The following is a 19,180-nucleotide window of genomic DNA, read 5'->3' on the forward strand; positions in this document are numbered from 1 at the left end:
TAATAAGTATATTTAGTCAGAAAAACTGAATTATCTGGTTGTTTTTCAGTCTGGTCGCTACACATCTTCTCTTAGTAGGCGTGTGAGGCTAGATTTTATAGGGATGGGTGGCATGGCTATAGCGGTTGTTATCCTGTTATTAGTACTCGTATCTGTGGTATTTCACTTCGCAAGCCCTTGGTGGTTTACACCGATCGCGTCCAATTGGACCGCCATCGACGATACCATCACTATCACCTTCTGGATCACAGGTATCGTCTTTATCGCGGTAAATGGCTTTCTCGCTTATTGTGTTTTCCGCTTTCGTTTTGATAAAAACAAACGTGCCGATTATGAACCAGAGAATAAGAAACTCGAAGTTTGGCTCACTGTGTTTACGACTATCGGAGTGGCGGCCATGCTTGCTCCCGGATTGATCGTCTGGGGGGATTTTGTCACGGTTCCCGACAATGCAGAGACATTCGAGGTCGTGGGTCAGCAGTGGCATTGGAGTTATCGATTACCTGGTAAAGATGGTGTCTTAGGCCAAAGCGCCGTCGACTTGATGGATGAGAAAAACCCTTTCGGTCTTAATCCCGATGATATTAATGCTCAAGATGACATTTTGATCCCCAGCAATGTGATGCATATCTTGCTGGATCAGCCGGTCAAGGTGTTGATGCGATCTAAAGATGTATTACATAACTTCGCTGTGCCGCAATTTAGGGTCAAGATGGATCTGGTGCCCGGGATCGAGACCTACCTTTGGTTTACGCCTACACGGCTTGGTCGTTTCGAGATGTTGTGTGAGGAGTTATGCGGCATGGCTCACTACACCATGCGAGGCCAGATTGTGGTGGACACGGCCCAAGACTATCAAGCTTGGCTGGATAAACAGTTAACCTTCAGAGAGTCACTCGACGCCCCAGCGGGGGATCTGCAGTTAGGTCAAAATTTATATGCTAGCTGCGCCGTCTGTCATGGCAATAAGGCTCAGGGTAATGAAACGCTCAATGCACCTATGTTGGCGGGCCAGCCAGCCTGGTATTTAACGCGCCAGCTTAACTATTACAAGAGTCAGGTTCGTGGCAGCCACCAGCAGGATATTTATGGTCAGCAGATGGCCGCTATGGCCAATACCTTAGTCGATGCTAAAGCGGTAAAAGATGTCACGGCTTATATTGCATCCTTGCCTGCTCTGGCTATCTTTCCTGCCGCGGTGAATAACGGTCCTCTGGCTCGATCCATAGAGAGCGGTCAACGGCTATTTACTAACTGTGCATACTGCCATGGTGACAAGGCTGAAGGTAAGTTTGCCCTTAATGCTCCCAGATTAGCGGGGCAACATGCCTGGTATCTCAAGCGTCAGCTACAAAATTATCGAGCCAGCATCCGCGGTGCTCATCGAGAAGATCTCTACGGCACTCAGATGATTATGATGTCGCGATTACTGCAGAACGAACAAGCCATAGATGATGTTATTGCCTATATCACCAGATTAAAGCCAGCTTCTGATGCTGGTTATCATCAATCGGCGAGTAGGGCGGTTAGAGGCATTGAATTCCGGATCATCAAAGACCAGAGCCATAACACACAGGAGGTGAGCCGATGAATTATACCGCCATTGTCGATCAAGCCGACAAGTCCCATCATCCCACCAGCTTTATGACTAAGTATATCTGGAGCCAAGATCATAAGGTTATCGCCATTCAGTATTCCATCACGGCTCTCTTCGTTGGCTTAGTTGCCTTGGCATTGTCGGCTATGATGCGTTTGCAGCTAGGCTTTCCCGATAGTTTCTCCTTTATTGACCCCAGCAGTTACCTACAGTTTGTCACCATGCATGGCATGATCATGGTGATCTATCTGCTCACCGCCTTACTTCTCGGTGGCTTCGGTAATTATTTGATCCCCTTGATGGTGGGCGCCAGGGACATGGTTTTTCCCTACCTTAATATGCTCAGTTACTGGACCTATTTACTGGCGGTCATCGTTCTGTTAGCAAGCTTCTTCGTTCCCGGAGGCCCGACTGGCGCTGGCTGGACCCTGTATCCACCGCAAACTATCTTACCCGGCACACCGGGAAATGATGGCGGTATCATCTTGATGTTGGTGTCTCTGGCGATATTTATTGTTGCCTTCACCATGGGCGGACTCAACTACGTCACTACCATATTGCAGGCTCGCGCCAGAGGCATGACCCTGATGCGTATGCCGCTAACTATCTGGGGGATCTTCACCGCCACCATTTTAGGCTTGTTGGCATTTCCGGCATTATTGGTGAGTGCCATCATGATGATGTTAGATAAGCTAGTGGGAACCAGCTTTTTTATGCCCGCCATCTTGTCATTGGGTGAGCCTCTCAATTACACCGGCGGTAGTCCGGTCTTGTTTCAGCATCTATTTTGGTTTTTCGGTCATCCTGAAGTCTATATTGTGGCGCTGCCGGCCTTCGGCATGGTGTCCGATGTGATAGCGACCCATGCCAGAAAAAATATCTTCGGTTATCGCATGATGGTGTGGGCCATCGTCGCTATTGGCGGGCTAAGTTTTGTCGTCTGGGCACACCACATGTATGTCAGCGGCATGAATCCCTATTTTGGTTTCTTCTTTGCCACCACTACCTTGATTATCGCCATACCCACGGCGCTAAAGGTCTATAACTGGTCCTTGACTCTGTGGCGGGGCAACATACATATGACTGTGCCGATGATGTTCGCCATAGGTTTCATCTTCACCTTTACTCACGGCGGATTAACCGGACTATTTCTCGGTAATGTGGTGGTCGACTTACCTCTGTCTGATACCTACTTTGTGGTGGCTCATTTTCATATGGTGATGGGGGTTTCACCTATCATGGTGCTGTTCGCCGCCATCTATCATTGGTTCCCTAAGGTCACTGGACGTTTCCTCCATACGGGTCTGGGTAAGTTTCATTTCTGGATGACCTTCATCGGCACATATTCTATCTATCTTCCTATGCATTATCTGGGTTTTCTCGGGGTACCGCGGCGATACTTCGCCATGGGGCCAACCGAGTTTATTCCCGAGTCGGCTCAATCCCTCAATGCCAGTATCACCATATCTGCACTGATTGTCGGCGTAGTGCAGCTGATATTCCTGTTCAATATCATCTGGAGCACTTTTAAAGGCAAGAAATCTGGGCCTAATCCCTGGAATGCCACCACCTTGGAATGGCAAACCGAATATACGCCGCCAAGACACGGTAACTGGGGGGAAAAGATCCCTGTGGTTTATCGTTGGGCCTACGATTACAGCGTACCTGGTGTGAAGGCCGATTTTATTCCGCAGAATGTTTCTCCGGAAGAGGTCGAGATGATGGATGAGCCGACATCTGGCACTAGCAAGATTAAAGCAGATGTTAAGCAAGAGGTTGTGCTAGATATTTTTCCCCATATTAAACAAGCACAGCCGGACGATGATAAGGGAGGCGCTTGATGAGCATTTTCAGCAAGCTTACAGAGAAGCCTTGGTTGGCCCAGCCTGCAGGAGCATTGGATCAAGGCTTAATCGAATATCAACCTAGCTCTCCCGGCAAGACGGGGCTGAAATTTTTCATCGCCGTGGTCACCGTCATCTTCTTCCTGTTTAGCGTGACTTATCTGTCGCGTTCTCAATATGCCGACTTTCAGGCTCTGGGTGGTGAGCCCTGGTCACCTCTGTATCAACCTATCTGGTTATGGGTGAATTCGGGCTGGTTATTGATGGCTAGCCTGAGTCTGCATTTTGCTGTCGGCCAGGTGAGCGAAGATAAGATCAACAGGTTACTGGGTCTGCTGACACTGAGTGTGATCTTCTCCCTATTCTTCATATTCGGTCAGTGGAGTGTATGGCAACAGCTGAGTCTGCAAGGTTTTGTTATCAACTCTAATCCGGCCAACAGTTACTTTTACATGCTGACCGCCATTCATGGTCTGCACTTGCTGGGGGGCTTATTTGCTTTGGCTCGGGTGCTGGTTATTTTTAGCCGCAAAGTGAAGCTGGATATATTGCAGCGAAGTTTAGTCTTATGCGCCTGGTATTGGCATTACCTCTGGTTGCTCTGGTTGTTTATCTTCGCCTTGTTGACGGCTTCACCCAGTACCTATAACACCATCGCAGCCTGGTGTGGTTTGTAGGATTTGTCATTGTAAGGTTTGTAGTAATCAACACATGAGCATAGATGATAAACAGGAAAAAGTGCCTGATGTGGCTTGTAGGACTCGTGTTAAGGCTGGTGTTAGGAGTGGAGTAGACACATGAGCATAGATGATAAACAAGAAAAAGTAGCAGCGCCCATAGCCTCCGACAATTGGCAGGGTGCCGTGAGTGATTGGGGAGCCGACAAGCAGGTTTTCAATATGCCTTGGGGCAAGTTGATGATGTGGCTATTTCTGCTCAGCGACACCTTTGTTTTCAGCGTGTTTTTGATCGGCTACATGAACGTGCGTATGTCCAGTATGGACAGTTGGCCTCTCACCAGTGAAGTGTTCGCGCTGACCATAGCCGGGCACCATATCCCGTTAGTGCTTATCGCCATCATGACCTTCATCTTAATCACCAGTAGCGGCACCATGGCGATGGCGGTGAATTTTGCTTATCGTGGTGATAGACGCAAGACAGTCCTGTTTATGACTGCAACTGCTTTATTGGGAGCATCTTTCGTCGGTATGCAGGCGTTCGAGTGGACTAAGTTGATCGTAGAGGAGGGGGTGCGTCCCTGGGGGAATCCCATGGGCTCGGCACAATTTGGTGCCACCTTTTTCATGATCACCGGCTTTCACGGTTTGCATGTCACCGCTGGTGTTATTTTTCTATTGGTTATTGCAAGGCGGGTCGCTAGAGGCCACTACGAAGGCAAAGGCTATCACATAGTCGAGATAACAGGCCTTTATTGGCACTTCGTAGACTTAGTCTGGGTGTTTATTTTCGCTTTGTTTTATTTGTGGTGATTAATAAGAGCTTTATTGGGCGCAATTATGGTCGACTTGGTCTGGGTGTTTATCTTCGTGATCTTCTATCTTTGGTAAAGAGTTATCTCTGGTAAGCGATATAGAAAATAGGTTAAAAGTGATAAGTGTATTGAGGTGGTGTATGAGTCAGATTACAAATAAAGATGCGGTGCCAGCGGAGGAAGAACAAGCGCAGCCTAAGGTGCATCCCATCAGTCTCTACCTGAAAATATGGGGGCTACTGTTTGTGCTCAGCACCATGTCCTATATGGTGGATTTCTTCGAAGTGCAGGGCATATTGAGATGGACGTTGATCTTGTTATTTATGTCATTGAAGGCCGGGCTTATCATCACTATCTTTATGCATGTCAGGTGGGAACGGATGGCATTAAAACTGGTGTTGTTCTTACCGCCTTTGGCAATAGTCGTGTTTATTAGCTTGATGGCCATAGAGGGAGACTACACTTTTGTTAATCGCTTATTATCCTTCATCTCGGTATGAAGTTATGCTTCGGCTTAGGTTAAGGCAAAGCCTTCGCCACGCGCTAAGGCCTGTGAGAAGGAAGCAAAGAGATAAGTCAGAGATTTATGAGCCGCTAGCGAAAGAGCCTCGCTAACATGCTGCGCGAGGTGAAGACGAAACTCTTGCTGGATGCCAGCATACTTATCATAGTCACCTTAGTGCTGATTAGTATCTCATTTATTCTGGTCAAGGCCAGCCCTTCGGTTAATTTACCGCTGCAAAGTGCGAGTCTGCTACAAGAGCCGATCACACTCTCAAATTTCACCTTAGTTAATCACCATAACCAAGATTTTACTCAAGCTGACTTGCTCGGCCAGTGGCACTTGTTGGCCTATGGATACCTTAATTGCCCGGATGTGTGCCCGGCAACTCTGCTGCTGTTGAATAGTCTGATGCATAGTATGCAAAAAGATAATCAATTTACAGATGTTCAATTGCTCTTCTATACCATAGACCCAGGCAGGGACTCGATTGAAAGATTGGCCGAATACGTGGCATTTTTCGGTAAAGATATCATTGGCTTGAAGCCTGTTGAGGTTGGGGTGTTCGATGGCATGTCCAAGCGGTTCGAACAAGAGTTGGGAATAAAAGTCAAAATAAGCACTCAGATAGGGAGCGAAGACAGTTATCAGGTGGGCCATGGGGTTGCCATCTATCTGCTAGATCCACAAGGCCGGCTGCACGCCGTGTTTGAGCCGAGTGTCGATCCCTTCGGCAATCGTCATTTCAATAAAGATACTCTCTATCATGACTATGTGTTAATTCGTAAGAATGCCTCCGCTTTATGAAATCTGCTTGGTAAAAAACAGGCAAAACAAATAAGATGCTGTTAGATTTTCATCACATTTATGCCTGCCAGAGGCGGGTATATTAGGCATTTATTCAATTTAAGTGGCAGTATTTATGACAAGTAAAATAATTTTAGATACAGATCCCGGCATCGACGATGCCATGGCTATCATCTTTGCCGAGGCGCACCCTGAGATAGAACTTAAGGCCATTACTTGTGTTTATGGTAATGCCACCATAGAAAATGGCACTCATAACGCACTTTTTCTTAAGCAAAAATACGGATTGCAGGCCGATGTAGCTAAGGGGGCTGCTAAACCTATCGTTCGCCCGCCAGTTGGGGCTACGGTTGTGGTACATGGCGAGTCAGGTTTAGGTGATGTGCAGGCGCCAGCCGAATTATCCGTTAAAGCCGATCCGCGTCCAGCCTATCAATACATTATCGATGCCCTCAGGGCCGATCCGGGTGAAATTACTCTGGTGGCCGTGGGTCCGCTGACCAATCTGGCTCTGGCATTAGAGGCGGCTCCCGAAATCGTGACTCTGGTGAAAGAAGTCGTGGTGATGGGGGGTGCATTTGGCGTCAACGATCACAGGGGCAATGTGACTCCCTATGCCGAGGCCAATATTCATGACGATCCCCACGCCGCCGATATAGTGTTTGGTGCATCCTGGCCCGTGGTTATCATAGGTCTGGATGTGACCGAACAGAGCTTCTTCACCAAGGATTATCTGGATCGACTCAGGGATGATGCCGGTGAGGTTGGCCAGTTTATCTGGGACATTAGCCGTTACTATTTAAAGTTCTATTCCGAGAAAGTGGGGCTGGAAGGTTGTCATGTGCATGATCCATCGGCTATCGCTTATGTGATTGACCCATCATTGTTTACTCTGCGTGAAGGACCCGTGCGCGTTGTCACCGATGGTCCGGCAGAAGGCATGACAATACAAAAGTTTGATAAACGTAACTATATGCACGATGAATGGCAAAGTCATGAGTCACAAAGAGTGGGGATTTCGGTAGAAGATGAGCGTCTGTTGTCTCTTTACCGTCAGACCATCATAGATTACGGTCAAAAACGATAAGTAGAATCGGCTGGGCGGGATTGGCGTACTCTTTTTAATTAAAGAACTTATCATCCCGCTCAGGTATCTGTTGGGTTTTAGCAAGTCAGGTATTATACCATTCCGAGTAAGTATCTGACCATTCAGCGGGAATTCAAAGCACTGTAGGCAAGGCGAATGTTTGAAGCTAATAGTTATTCTATATCGAAAACATTCAACGTAGCATAAAGGGTTTTGAAACCCGCACTGCGTGAGGCTCTCAGTGTTTCCACTTCTGCGTTTCATTGACTTAAAAGGGAATAACCATTTCCTCATCAATGTGCCTTGAATTGAAAAAACTGAGAGTCTCTGAACTGACCAGATACTTATATGGAATGGTATTACTAGCCCATGGCTTGAACTTGAGAGCCCAGTAACCAGATAGCTAAGGCGAAGAATATCATCCCCATAAACTTGTTCTGATTAGCCCTGAACTTGTCATTTTTTAGTAGTGACTTGCCCAAAGTTCCCACCATTAACACCAGCAATAAGTTAAACAGTAACCCCATCACATTGAGTAGCAGGCCAAGCGCCAGCATTTGCTCGCCTGACGTTGCCGTTAATTGCGGCGAAACAAACTGAGGCAGGAACAGCACGAAGAAGAGTAGGGCCTTAGGGTTTAACAGGTTACTGAATACCGCGCGGCGATATAGCATTTTAGCCAGACCCGATTGCTGTTCAATTTCCGGGGCATCAGCAGCGCCACTGCGCATACAATCCCAACCCATCTTCATGAGATAAGCTCCGCCTAAGATGCGTAGCACCTGCAAAGCCATAGGGTTCATGGCGATTAATGCCGACACGCCCATGGCGGCCAATAGTGTCAGTATTAGCCCTGAGGTGGCATTGCCTAGGCTGGCAAACACACCGACTTTTTTGCCATAGCTTAAGCTAGAACTTGCTATCAATAGCATGTCCGGGCCAGGGATCAGTAAAAGGGCGATAACAGTCGTTAAATACAGTGGGAGTACAGCGAGATCGATCATCATAAATGCATAGGTTGGAACAGACGGCGGCATTCTACCTCTATCACGGTCTATCGGCAGTAGTTTCTCGATTGTTTTTGAGAACTCTTAGCTATAAAAAAACTAGGATACTGAGATATTTGTACTAGGGTAAAGTTTCAGACAGAGTGGTGTTTTTTGTAAAACCCTAAGTGCAATAGCGTCATATTATTGTCAAAGTGGCTTAAACACTGGCTTGTATGAGGTTAGGACTGATGTTTTTTTATAATGTTTTACTCACTAACTATATTTTTTAGTTATAAATATTGCAGTTTTCCTGGTGCCAATAGAAAAGTTGCTCAATTCACAACTAGGCTTTACTGGTTAGTAAATTTGATTTTTACCGCTTTGTTTACTAGCAGATTGGATTAGATACAAGTGAACAAACGAACAAGCGCGATGGCATAATATTTTTTAGACTAAATTTATGGGTAACAGCTAACTGACTAATTGAATTGATCAAATATTGGTCTTTCTGTTTTTTTTGCTTGTTATGAGTTCCGCAATAAAATTTATACTCGCTGGTTATTGGCCTAGTCACAAGCTGGCATCTATTGGTTCATCCCTTCAAAAAATCCACATTTAGCCATCACTTATTAAGCGTTCAATAAAATGACACAGAGTAGGATGTTTGACGCAACTAATGACCAGTCAAATTTCAAAAAATGCTGCTAAAACAGACAACATCTTGACAGTATCTAGTGTATGAAATTCACTCTAAAATAGTTTGTATTATCTCGTCACCGCTATTAAAGCATCAGGTTTACTGTCTGTTTTTAGCCATGACACTAGTATAGAAATTTCACGAATTCTTTTATGAATAGTTTCATGAATAAGTTCACGAACTACTTCACTAAATCAGTGAATAAAGAGTCCTTATGTTACGTTTTATTTTATCAATCATAATCGTCTACGCATTTTGGTTAACTTACCAAGATGTTACTTCTTATCTCGATGAGCCAGTGCCAAGCGAATCTCTGCTGGCTAACCAAGAGCATCAGTTAGACAGCCAGTTGAATGAGGTTAAGCGCTACAACTTAATCGAAGAGCTGAGCTGTGATAGCAATTCAGATTGTGGCAGTGAGTAAGTCTATTGTCAGTTAACAATAGTGAAATAACATTTTTCATTTGGCTGGTTGGGTATTTGGTTTGTTGATAGGAAACCATAGCTTCATTTAAATTTATAACCTGCGGTTCGCTGAATGTGCAGATACTTCTGCGAGTCGCCGTGAATATGTCCCTATAGGCTCTGCCAAAACTTCCATGTTTTGGAAGCTCGCAGCCGCATCTACACTTGATATTAAAACTGCGAGTGTGCTTCTTCGTTTTTTATTTTTCTTCTTATAAACCTTGGTTAATTCTATTTTGAAATTGTGCCTTGTGTAGGTCATATTGGTGGCAGTGTATTTGAAAGTGGCATATGAGTAAAAGGGATGAAGAGTATCTTGAAAAGCACCGCCTGTGGTGGGCAGTTATGACGAGTCCATATTCAGCTCAGGAGTGGTTGCAGTTAAATCTGCAGCAGCAGGGACTGTTGAAACCTGTCAGCTCGGTGAGTGAAGCGATTCAGCAGCTGAGCTATATTCAGATAGATTCTATTAACGTGGTGGAGCGGGCGCATCATCATGTGCTTCATAATCGAATACCTGAGTATCAAGCATCTCAACTGGATTTGGCGATGGCTAACAAGGAGATCTTTGAGTATTGGTCTCACGCAGCTGCTTACTTGCCTATATCCGACTACCGTTACAGCCTGTACCACAAAACACATCTAAAGCAGGGGGGTAAGCATTGGTTTGAACCTGAGCATAAGGTCATGCGGGAGGTAAAAGCTAAGATCACCGCCGAAGGGCCGTTGAAGGCTAGCCATTTTGCCAATACTTCTACTTTTGCTTCTACTTCGACAGGCGCTAGCACAGGGTGGTGGGATTGGAAGCCAGCTAAGAGGGCTCTGGAGCAATTATTTATGCAAGGTGAGCTTATGGTGGCTCACAGGGATAAATTTCAAAAGGTGTATGACTTAACCGAACGTGTGTTGCCATCCCATGTCGACAATCAACTGCCTGATGAAACAGAGTTCGCCCGTTACCTTATCCATCGCTATTTAAGTGCTCATGGTTTTGGCACTATTCAACAGATCTTCTACCTGCGTAAAAATATAAAACCTATCTTAGTTAAGACTCTGAATGAGATGTGTCTCGCTGGAGAGCTAGCCCGCTTTTCTGAATCTGGACAGGAGTACTTTTATTTTCCAGAGGTGCAGCCCTTAATTCCAGTGCCAGATCGTGTTTGGTTACTCAATCCCTTCGACAATCTGGTTATCCAAAGGCAGAGATTAAAGCATTGGTTCGGGTTTGATTATCAGATAGAGGTATATGTTCCCGCTGTTAAGCGCCGCTATGGTTACTACTCATTACCTATCTTATGGCGTGATCGCTTTGTCGGTAGGCTAGATGTAAAAGCCGAGCGTAAACAGGGTTTACTGTTACTTCAGCAATTAACGATTGAAGAGCAGGCTTTCTCTCCTAGCTCTAAGCTCTGTATTAGCTCCAGCACTAGATCCTGTACTAGACCAAGAGTCGATGAGTCTGAGCTTGAAGAGTTTGTTGCAGCGTTAGGCTTGTCGATAAATGAATATGCCAGGTTTAATCACTGCCAAGAGTGGAAACTGGTTCGGTCTAATAATAAATATATCGGTGATCTGCTAGTTAATCAGTCCAGCTAGATATTCTTTTTACGCCCTCTTAATCTGTGCTGTGTTCAATATACAAGTGCACAATTATAACTTGGGGCTTTAGCTTCCTCTTTTACTATTCTATGATGCGAGTTCACCTCTTTCCGTTTGAGTTAAAAATGAAATTAGCAGAGATAATCTCCATTCTCAGTAGTGATGACCTAACAGAACTTCCACTTGCAGCTTTACTGAGTGCCAGAGAGCAGTGGTCGGAGTTATTACCTGTGATAGATGATTTGATGCAAAAGTTTATCGATACAGAAGACTTGAGCGAATCCGAAGCTAATCTCCTCTTCTTCGGCATCTGTCTGATTATCGATCGTAAGCAATTTAGTTGTTTTGACTCTCTAATAAACCTAACCAATAAAGAAGACTGTGATAGTCCATTAGAGCGTCTACTCGGTGATTTTATTGGTTCAGACCTTTCGACTGCTTATTATATTTTGGCTCAAGGAAAACCTGAGCAACTTTGTCGCCTGGTTAACTCAGGCCAAGCCGGTGAGATTGTAAAAATGGCTGCCTTGGGGGTCCTATTTGCTCAATTTCACACAGATCAAATCGATAGAGATACACTGAATCAAAGCATTCCTGCTTTTATCGAAAACCTAGTCGCTAATGACCAATCAATAGCCCTATTTGAATTAGTTAATCTATTAATTTCTCATGAGTTTAATCAGTATCATGCTCAGTTTTTAGAGTATGTAAAAAATAAGGTGATTGATGAAGGCCCAATCGAAAACCAGAGCATCATCGATTGGAATAATAGCTGTATTGGCTATTCGGAATGGGATAATGGCCTAATCAGTGGGGATTATGATGTTATAGACGCCCTCAGTCAGTGGACCGGATTCGGTCCTGAAGGTGACATGAGCGATGCGGAATTAATGGAAATCTTCGATGACTTGATGAATACCCCCAACAAGCTTGATGATATGGACTTTGATTCTTATTTGGATGCTCATGTGGACAGTTATGAAATAAAAGAGCCGCACATCGCAGAGATTAAAGCCGGCCGCAACGACCCATGCCCTTGTGGCAGTGGCAAGAAATACAAGAAGTGCTGTTTAAACTAGTTTGTATACTTTAGGAAGAGTAGTGATAGCGTAGGGCAACAAATTTGGACTCTTGTCGGTTCACAAGGTTGAAGGAACTTTTTTGGTTAGGCTTTGGTTTCATTGGGCGGTGTGGGTGTTTGATTGATTATGGGAAACTATGGCCTTTCTTGTGTTAATCGCCTCCAGCGGGGTATGTGTAGGTAAGCTCTCGGGACGCGATAAAGCAATCTGACCTCCACGGACGGAGGAAATGCCAAATTTTGTATGGAATAAAATTGGCCTTGGCCGCTTCGCGAAAACATCCTTGTTTTCGAGACCCTCTTGCCTACCTACACCTTGTCTCTAAAAAGCAGATGGTTTCTTCGATTAGCTAGACTTGTATATTTAACTATTTGCTAGCTTTGCTGCATCTTTCCAGAGATAACTGGGCATTGGCTCATGTAATTCCCAAGTTATATTCATAGGTTGGGAGCCACTAGTTTCTGCCAAGTTAACCCAACCTAAGTTCACAAATCCCATCGTATTTCCATTTTCGTCTTTATTGGATTCTCGCACCCATAACATAAGTTTTTTACCAATATCTTTATGCTGGATATAGGCTAAGCCCTTACCGCTATCAGGTCTTGCTGAATTCTGAGTCTGCCAATGGAAGTGAGTAGGGCTCATTGCATAGTCGTGATAAAGCGTCGTAGGTGAAAAGTGTTGATCTGATTTTTGTAGTGTGACAAAGAGTAGTTCTACATTGAGTTCTTTTAGGTTGAAGTAACCTTCACGGCTCATAGCTTGCTTTTCGAAACTCGCCCCTCCTAATCCTGCGATAATTTGCTCTCGTGTATAGCGAGCATTGAGTTGAAGTGGGCAAGGAAAGTCTGTTTGAAGTCTTTGAACTTGAGTATCGTTATTATCCAGTAAGTAATTGATAACTTGTATTAACTCATTTTGATATTCAGGATGAGTAAGTGCTGCTAAGCTTTCAGATAGAGAGTTGAAACCTAGCTTATCTCCTGAACAATTCCAAAAGTCATAGTGACACATTAAAGCCATTCTTTGCTCTATTGCATCGCCATTATCCACCCACTTAAAGTGATTTATTGCTAATGAGCGAATAAATTTTAGATAAGTCCGAGCGTCACATTTAATTAAGCTATTAAAAATAGCTCTGTGATAATTTTCGGCAATTGTAGTTTCGTTTACTCTAGGGATTAACAGTAGATCGCTTAATAAGCTAGTCCATCCACCACCTTCTTTAGGTTTTTTCTTATAAATATCAATTAGTCGGATATTAGGGTAGAAGTTTAAAAAATTACTCAACGTTAGCTTTTGAACTGTATGGTGTTGAAAATTTTGAATATGTGATTTTAGCTTTTGCTGATTTAATATGGCTTTTTTAATGTTGTTTAAGATTATTTCTTTAGTTTTTTTCTGCAGTTCAATGTGACAGCCAAGAGGAAGGTGCGGAAAACCGTGCTCAATTTCTTTACTTATAGCTGTATGAGTTTTTCCTATCAATGCTCTGAACTTTTGAGAGAAGTCATATTCGGTTCTAGCATTACCGACAAAATCCAAAACAGTGACACACTCTTTGCCATCGTTATGACGTAAACCTCGCCCTAATTGCTGCAAAAATATGGTTAAACTCTCTGTCGGTCGTAAGAAGAGTAGTGTATCTATTTCTGGGATATCGACACCTTCATTGAATATATCGACAACACAAAGAATATTAATATTTCCTAGTTGCAAATCTTGCCTTACAGAGTGTCTTTCAAAAGCGTTTTTACTGGTAAGTACCGCACTTGGTATTCCTTTAAGGCAAAACTTTTCAGCCATATACTGAGCATGATCTTGGTTGACACAAAAAGCTAATGCGCGCATTTCTAATGGATTAGTTACAAGCTCTTCTATATTTTGAAGTATTTTCTGCAGTCGTTGATCATTTTGGGTATAGACTTGGGTCAACTCACTCGGGTTATAACGGCCATTTTCCCATTTAACCTGTCTTAGATCGGTATTATCATCTATGCCGAAATATTGAAAAGGGCATAAATACCTTAGATTTATAGCCTCTGGTAATCTAAGTTCAGCAGCTATAACACCGCCAAAATCATCCAATATGTTTTTACCGTCATGACGTTCGGGTGTAGCGGTGAGTCCTAGTAATATTTTAGGTGAAAAGTGGCTGATGAACTTTCTATAACTTTCAGCTGATACATGATGAACTTCATCAATAACAATAAAATCATAGTAATCTGACTTAAGGTTTATGTTATCTATCTGATTATTAAAGCTCTGAATTGATGCGAAAAGTTGATCGTATGAGTCTGGTTTATGTTGGCCTACCCATAACTCGCCAAAGTTTGGCTGTTTTAGTACTGCTCTAAAACTCTCGATTGCTTGTTTTAATATCTCTTCTCTATGAGCTATAAATAGAATTTTTGCTGTAGGGTTTTCTTGATAGAAACGTTTGAAGTCGAAAGCTGATATTAGAGTTTTTCCTGTCCCTGTAGCGGCGACGATTAGATTCCTGTTGCGGCCATGTAGATTACGTTCAGCATCTAATTTTTCTAATATCTCAATTTGATGCTGATGTGGTGCTAAATCAAAAAACACTGTATTTGTGTGATTTTTATCACCGCGACCAAGGCTAAGTGAACGATTTAGTTTACTACTCGCTTTCTCTGAACCATCAAAAAAATCAAATTCAGGTTGCTGCCAGTAAGTCTCGAATGTACTGAATGTCTTGTCTATGATGTGTGGGATTTCTTGATTGGTTATCTTCAAGTTCCACTCTAATCCATTAGTGAGTGCTGAACGAGAGAGGTTTGATGAGCCTATATAGCCGGTATGAAATCCTGAATCTCGCATGAATAGATAAGATTTGGCATGAAGACGTTCTTGGTTATGGTTATAGCTTAATTTAACTTCGGTGTTAGGTAGCTTGGCTAGCCATTGAACGGCTTTAAGATCCGTAGCCCCCATATAAGATGTCGTAATAATTTGAAGCTTATGCTTGTTATTACTCGTGAAAGTCCGAAGTTCATCCATGAAAATTCTGAGACCCGTCCATTTAATAAATGAAATGATCCAACAGATTTTATTGGAAGATAGTATTTCACGCTTAATTTCACTCTCCAGTGAAATACCTTGATTACTACCGCAAAATAACTCGCTTTGTGTGAGGCCTGTAAGAGGCGTTATTTTATCGATATGTGCGGATAATTTAGCCGAAACAGGATCTTGTTTATCGAAAATAGCAGTAAGTAGTTTTGCTGGTTGGGCTATGGTGTAATCAGATAAATCGAGGTTATCTATTCTTTCCTGAAGCCAATAAATAAGCTCATTAGCGAGCTCTATTTGGGCTAATGGTGAGTCTTTTATATTTTTTGATTCAGATATAGCAAGGTGAAAAACACGAACTAATGCACGAGTTAACCACAGAGTTTGCTCAGTTGTATCCATATTTCTTTCTGAAATAAAGAATTTATCTTTATCCAACTTATTACTGATAACTTTCGTTATAAGTTGTTCATAAATACCTGTTTGCATTATAAAACTCAAATAATATTTGACTGAGAAGAACTATGCCAGGTAAGTCATTTTTTGCAAGTCACAAGTGTTAAATCAACTTAAATCTAAGAGGGAGTCTTTTGCTTTACCAATAGGAGTTGATGTGGCTGCGAGCTTCGATGACAGGGAAGTAGGGACTACGGCGCCTCGCAGAAGCGTATGCACATACCCCGTTGGAGGCGATTAGCATCATAAATGTTATGAACGACTAAAACCCCACCAAATAAAAATAACGCCAAATGAAACGAAAACCTAACCAGAAAGCTATTTGCGTTACTTGCTAGCTAGCAAGTATCTTGTACTTCGCCCACCAGCTCCCGCTTTCACTAAAAAGCTTTGCTCAACAAGCTGTGCCAGATGACGAGTCGCTGTTGCACGACTTACTTTAGTGACCTTCTGGTATTGGCTACTGCTTATACCTATTTCAAATTCGCCATCCAGCAGTCTATTAAGCACTTTCACTTGTTCACCGCTCAATAACGTCTGATCGACACGCTGCCAATAGTTAGTTTTCGCTACTGTTTGGGCGATATCATTGAGTGATTTCTGCAAACTGCTATTGAGCGTATCTAAAAACCAGACTAACCAGGAGGTAATATCTAACTCGCCTTTTTGAGTGCTTTCCAAAATATCGTAATAGGCTTGTCTGCGCTCTAGGATACTCACTGACATGGCATAAAAATGGATAGAGCGGTTTTCTGCCTGTGCGAGAGCTAAATCTGTTAGTAAGCGGGTTATTCTGCCATTACCATCATCGAGTGGATGTAGAGTCACAAACCACAGGTGAGTGATGGCTGCACGGATCAAGGGATCCATTGCCACATCTTGCTGTGATCTGTTGAACCAATCTATAAACCTTGTGAGTTCATCTTCGAGCCCAGAGCGAGGTGGGGCTTCAAAATGGACTTTTGGCTTATCTATACGCCCCGAGATAACTTGCATAGGCTCGCTACCCCGTAACACGCCACCTTGAACGGGATTAAACAGGGTATAACCTTCGGGGAAGAGTAATGTATGCCAATCCATGATCCGCTGTAAACTTAACTCTGTTTGCCAGTTTTGTAGTGCATCTAGTGTCATCTCAGCTAAGCCATCAGTTTGAACCGTGGTGGGATAGGGCTTCTCATCACTGATACCTAGCTTGTTGGCCAAAGATGAGCGTACCGAGAAGGCATTGAGTTTTTCGCCTTCAATTGCGCTGGAATGAATGATATTTGCCAGCAAGGTATCAAGTGTCATTTGAGCTGATGGCTCACTATCTAATTTACCAAGCAGCAAGCCCTGGTTGAAACTAACCTGACGTAATAATAAGGCTATATTATCAGTTTCCCAGCGAAAGTCAGGCCAGTTAGCTTGTTGCCAAATCCACATATAGAACCTCTATGAGTAGCTATTAGTCAAATAACACTGTTATTCTACTCACTATGCGAGGCGAATAACAAGCTTAATTGCCTCACATGGTGAGGCTAATAGCCTTTCTAATTGCCTCAAATCGGTTTTATCCCGATTTGAGGCAGTTGATATTCGTTTAACTGACTGGGTAAAAGTTGGAAGGTGGCGTGTCTCTTTGGGCTGTAGAAGCTAAATCGGAGAGGTAGGTTTTTGCTTTACCAACAGGTGTAGATGCGGCTGCGAGTTTCGGTTTCAAGGATGAAACCGTAAAGCGGCCAGGGATGGCTTCACAGCGTCTCGCAGAAGCATCTGCACCTACCTCACCGGAGGTGATAAGTAACAATGAAGGTCCGATTACCTTCAATCCGCCAAATAATAATTAAGCCCAATGAAACCAAAAAGCCATTACCCAAACTTGTTAGCTGACAAGTAAGTTAACTCCAGTTTTAACTCAAAATAGTGAGCTGTTTTCGATTCTACGCTGTGAAAGTGTGCTTTCAACCTCTTTAATTGTCTGTTTAGATACGCCAATATCTTTTGCTAATTCAGCAAAAAGTGATATCAACGATCTCCTCTATAAGCTGCTTGGCCTCTTGCCAGCGGTTAAAGCCTGCGGTTTCGGCAAGCTTCTGAACCGTGGATAATGGGGGGTGCTTCCCATGACCAATAAATGAGGTTGAGTGTTCATTAAAGGGATGTGGGCTGTAGGTAGTATCGTAAAACGGTGCTGGACTCCAGCGACCCGAGTCATCTTGCAAAAATGCCCAGTTTTTACTGTGGTCATCTTGATTACTGGCAAAGAAATATAACCAAGACACCCAAGATTATTCTCCGTTAGATAGCCAGTACCGACTAGAGCCTGATTTCCAGATAAACTCATTGCGGTATCAATCCACCCACTTGCTTGTCCAGACAATACTCAAATATTCTGTTATGAGTGAAATTTCGACTACCTCCTTGAAAATAAGACATCAGAAGAACCAAACAGTCATTTGGTAATGCTTAAATACAATAATTTGAAATGGGTATCTCTAACTCTTGATTAAGCGCTATCTAGCCATCGATGGCAATTGGCTGCACCTTGCCGGCGCTTGCGCTCAAGATGTTCACAATACGCTGTTAATTCTTGGGTGTTGCCCACAGCCCCTTTGAAAATATTAGTAAACTCTGTGGTCAGTTTTATCCAGTTTTCTTGCGGGATATTAAGTCTATTTAAAATATTAGCAGACTCTTGACTCATAGAGCCTCGCTTGTCGGCTCTGACTATTCGCCCAGTATCATCAACAAGTTGCAGATAATCTTTAGCACTGAACATGAGCCCTTTATGCATGCCTTTACTCTCATTACCAACAAAGGGCAGCAGTGATGTTGGCTGCTCACCTTTCATGGCAGCTTGGATGCGTTTTTGAATACTAGTGAAGTCTGAGGTTTCCGGTGTCTTAGCCATCTTAGCGCGGATAGGGTTCAAATCGACATAGGCCATACAGGCAAGTACTGCAGCTTCATCAAGTAAAGCCTGAGACTTGAATCGTCCCTCCCAGAAACGGCCTTTACACTTGTCCTCGGCATTGGCTCTACGAGCGATAGGTTCGTTGAGTGCCCGCATAAACCAAGAGATATCCATCAGCCTTAAGCGGTACTCTTTTACTCGTTTATTGATAATGTTTTGTTGATAAGACTCAAGTGGTTCACCTTTAACAAAATCATGGTTAAGGCTATCGCCTTTAAACAGCTTTTGCCATTGAGTAACCACTTCTACATCTGACCAATGCTTAGCTAATTCGACATCAATACGTAACACTAGATGTAAATGATTACTCATCACTACGTAAGCACAGATATCAATAGCAAACACAGATGCCAGCTCCAGTAGCCGACTTTCAACCCAACCCCGTCTATGCTCATAAGATTGACCAGTATGATGATCGACTCCGCACAAAAATGCTTTTCTAACACAACGAGATACGCAGTGATAATAGAGTGTGTCCTCTAAACTGACTAACGCTTTTCTTGGTGTTGGCATAACACCCCCTCCTCAACAACTCTTACTTAAACGTAGTCAAGGGATCTTCATCTGACAATCC

At 43.5% G+C, this 19,180-nt stretch carries 16 protein-coding genes; 10 read left to right on the top strand and 6 right to left on the bottom strand.

The genetic code is table 11. From position 1 onward, the window contains the following. Positions 1-112 precede the first annotated feature (112 nt). The 7 genes from FS373_RS32635 to FS373_RS28170 all read left to right on the top strand — a co-directional run bounded on the left by FS373_RS32635 (position 113) and on the right by FS373_RS28170 (position 7,329). Positions 113-1,591: a c-type cytochrome gene (locus FS373_RS32635; RefSeq protein ID WP_144048733.1), complete on the top strand. Its 1,479-nt coding sequence runs from the start codon at positions 113-115 to the stop codon at positions 1,589-1,591. Then, a complete protein-coding gene (locus FS373_RS28145) occupies positions 1,588-3,438 on the top strand; it encodes a cytochrome c oxidase subunit I (protein WP_227993347.1) in 1,851 nt (616 codons plus the stop codon). The genes FS373_RS32635 and FS373_RS28145 overlap by 4 nt, the downstream gene beginning before the upstream one ends. Further along, positions 3,438-4,118, top strand: a complete 681-nt coding sequence (locus FS373_RS28150; protein WP_152831109.1) for a cytochrome c oxidase subunit 3 — start codon at positions 3,438-3,440, stop codon at positions 4,116-4,118. The genes FS373_RS28145 and FS373_RS28150 overlap by 1 nt, the downstream gene beginning before the upstream one ends. A gap of 120 nt (positions 4,119-4,238) precedes the next feature. Then, complete coding sequence (locus tag FS373_RS28155) at positions 4,239-4,931, top strand: heme-copper oxidase subunit III family protein (RefSeq protein WP_144048735.1); 693 nt, start codon at positions 4,239-4,241, stop codon at positions 4,929-4,931. 142 nt (positions 4,932-5,073) lie between these two features. Next, complete coding sequence (locus tag FS373_RS28160; protein ID WP_144048736.1) at positions 5,074-5,433, top strand: cytochrome C oxidase subunit IV family protein; 360 nt, start codon at positions 5,074-5,076, stop codon at positions 5,431-5,433. Between the two features lie 116 nt (positions 5,434-5,549). Then, positions 5,550-6,242 (top strand): SCO family protein, encoded by a 693-nt coding sequence (locus tag FS373_RS28165; RefSeq protein WP_152831110.1) that lies wholly within the window; start codon positions 5,550-5,552, stop codon positions 6,240-6,242. Between the two features lie 115 nt (positions 6,243-6,357). Then, positions 6,358-7,329, top strand: coding sequence for a nucleoside hydrolase (locus FS373_RS28170; protein ID WP_152831112.1), 972 nt, complete (start codon positions 6,358-6,360; stop codon positions 7,327-7,329). Positions 7,330-7,691: 362 nt separating this feature from the next. On the opposite strand, the gene FS373_RS28175 is transcribed toward FS373_RS28170, so the two are convergent. After that, positions 7,692-8,333, bottom strand: coding sequence for a LysE family translocator (locus FS373_RS28175; RefSeq protein ID WP_194165949.1), 642 nt, complete (start codon positions 8,331-8,333; stop codon positions 7,692-7,694). An 896-nt stretch (positions 8,334-9,229) separates the two neighbouring features. Here FS373_RS28175 and FS373_RS28180 point away from each other — a divergent pair. From FS373_RS28180 to FS373_RS28190, 3 genes are all read left to right on the top strand, one after another. Further along, on the top strand, positions 9,230-9,439 hold the full coding sequence (locus FS373_RS28180; protein WP_144048739.1) for a hypothetical protein: 210 nt from the start codon (positions 9,230-9,232) through the stop codon (positions 9,437-9,439). Positions 9,440-9,825: 386 nt separating this feature from the next. Continuing rightward, positions 9,826-11,076, top strand: a complete 1,251-nt coding sequence (locus FS373_RS28185) for a winged helix-turn-helix domain-containing protein (RefSeq protein WP_152831114.1) — start codon at positions 9,826-9,828, stop codon at positions 11,074-11,076. Positions 11,077-11,204: 128 nt separating this feature from the next. Further along, positions 11,205-12,158, top strand: coding sequence for a YecA family protein (locus FS373_RS28190; RefSeq protein ID WP_227993349.1), 954 nt, complete (start codon positions 11,205-11,207; stop codon positions 12,156-12,158). Positions 12,159-12,524: 366 nt separating this feature from the next. Here FS373_RS28190 and FS373_RS28195 read toward each other — a convergent pair whose 3' ends face one another. The 5 genes from FS373_RS28195 to FS373_RS28215 form a co-directional block, all read right to left on the bottom strand. Then, positions 12,525-15,686 carry a DUF3427 domain-containing protein gene (locus FS373_RS28195; protein ID WP_322619581.1) on the bottom strand — a complete coding sequence of 1,054 codons (3,162 nt, stop codon included), beginning with the start codon at positions 15,684-15,686 and terminating at the stop codon, positions 12,525-12,527. Between the two features lie 291 nt (positions 15,687-15,977). After that, positions 15,978-17,075, bottom strand: a complete 1,098-nt coding sequence (locus FS373_RS28200; RefSeq protein WP_144048740.1) for a Fic family protein — start codon at positions 17,073-17,075, stop codon at positions 15,978-15,980. Between the two features lie 157 nt (positions 17,076-17,232). After that, a complete protein-coding gene (locus tag FS373_RS28205; protein ID WP_144048741.1) occupies positions 17,233-17,439 on the bottom strand; it encodes a hypothetical protein in 207 nt (68 codons plus the stop codon). Positions 17,440-17,641: 202 nt separating this feature from the next. Continuing rightward, entirely contained in the window at positions 17,642-17,914 is a 273-nt protein-coding gene (locus tag FS373_RS28210) for a HipA domain-containing protein (RefSeq protein ID WP_322619580.1), read from the bottom strand. A 224-nt stretch (positions 17,915-18,138) separates the two neighbouring features. After that, the gene (locus FS373_RS28215; RefSeq protein WP_152831118.1) at positions 18,139-19,119 is read right to left on the bottom strand and encodes a transposase; all 981 of its coding nucleotides are present in this window, start codon (positions 19,117-19,119) and stop codon (positions 18,139-18,141) included. Between the last annotated feature and the right edge of the window lie 61 nt (positions 19,120-19,180).

It is taken from the genome of Shewanella sp. YLB-07, from assembly GCF_009377275.1.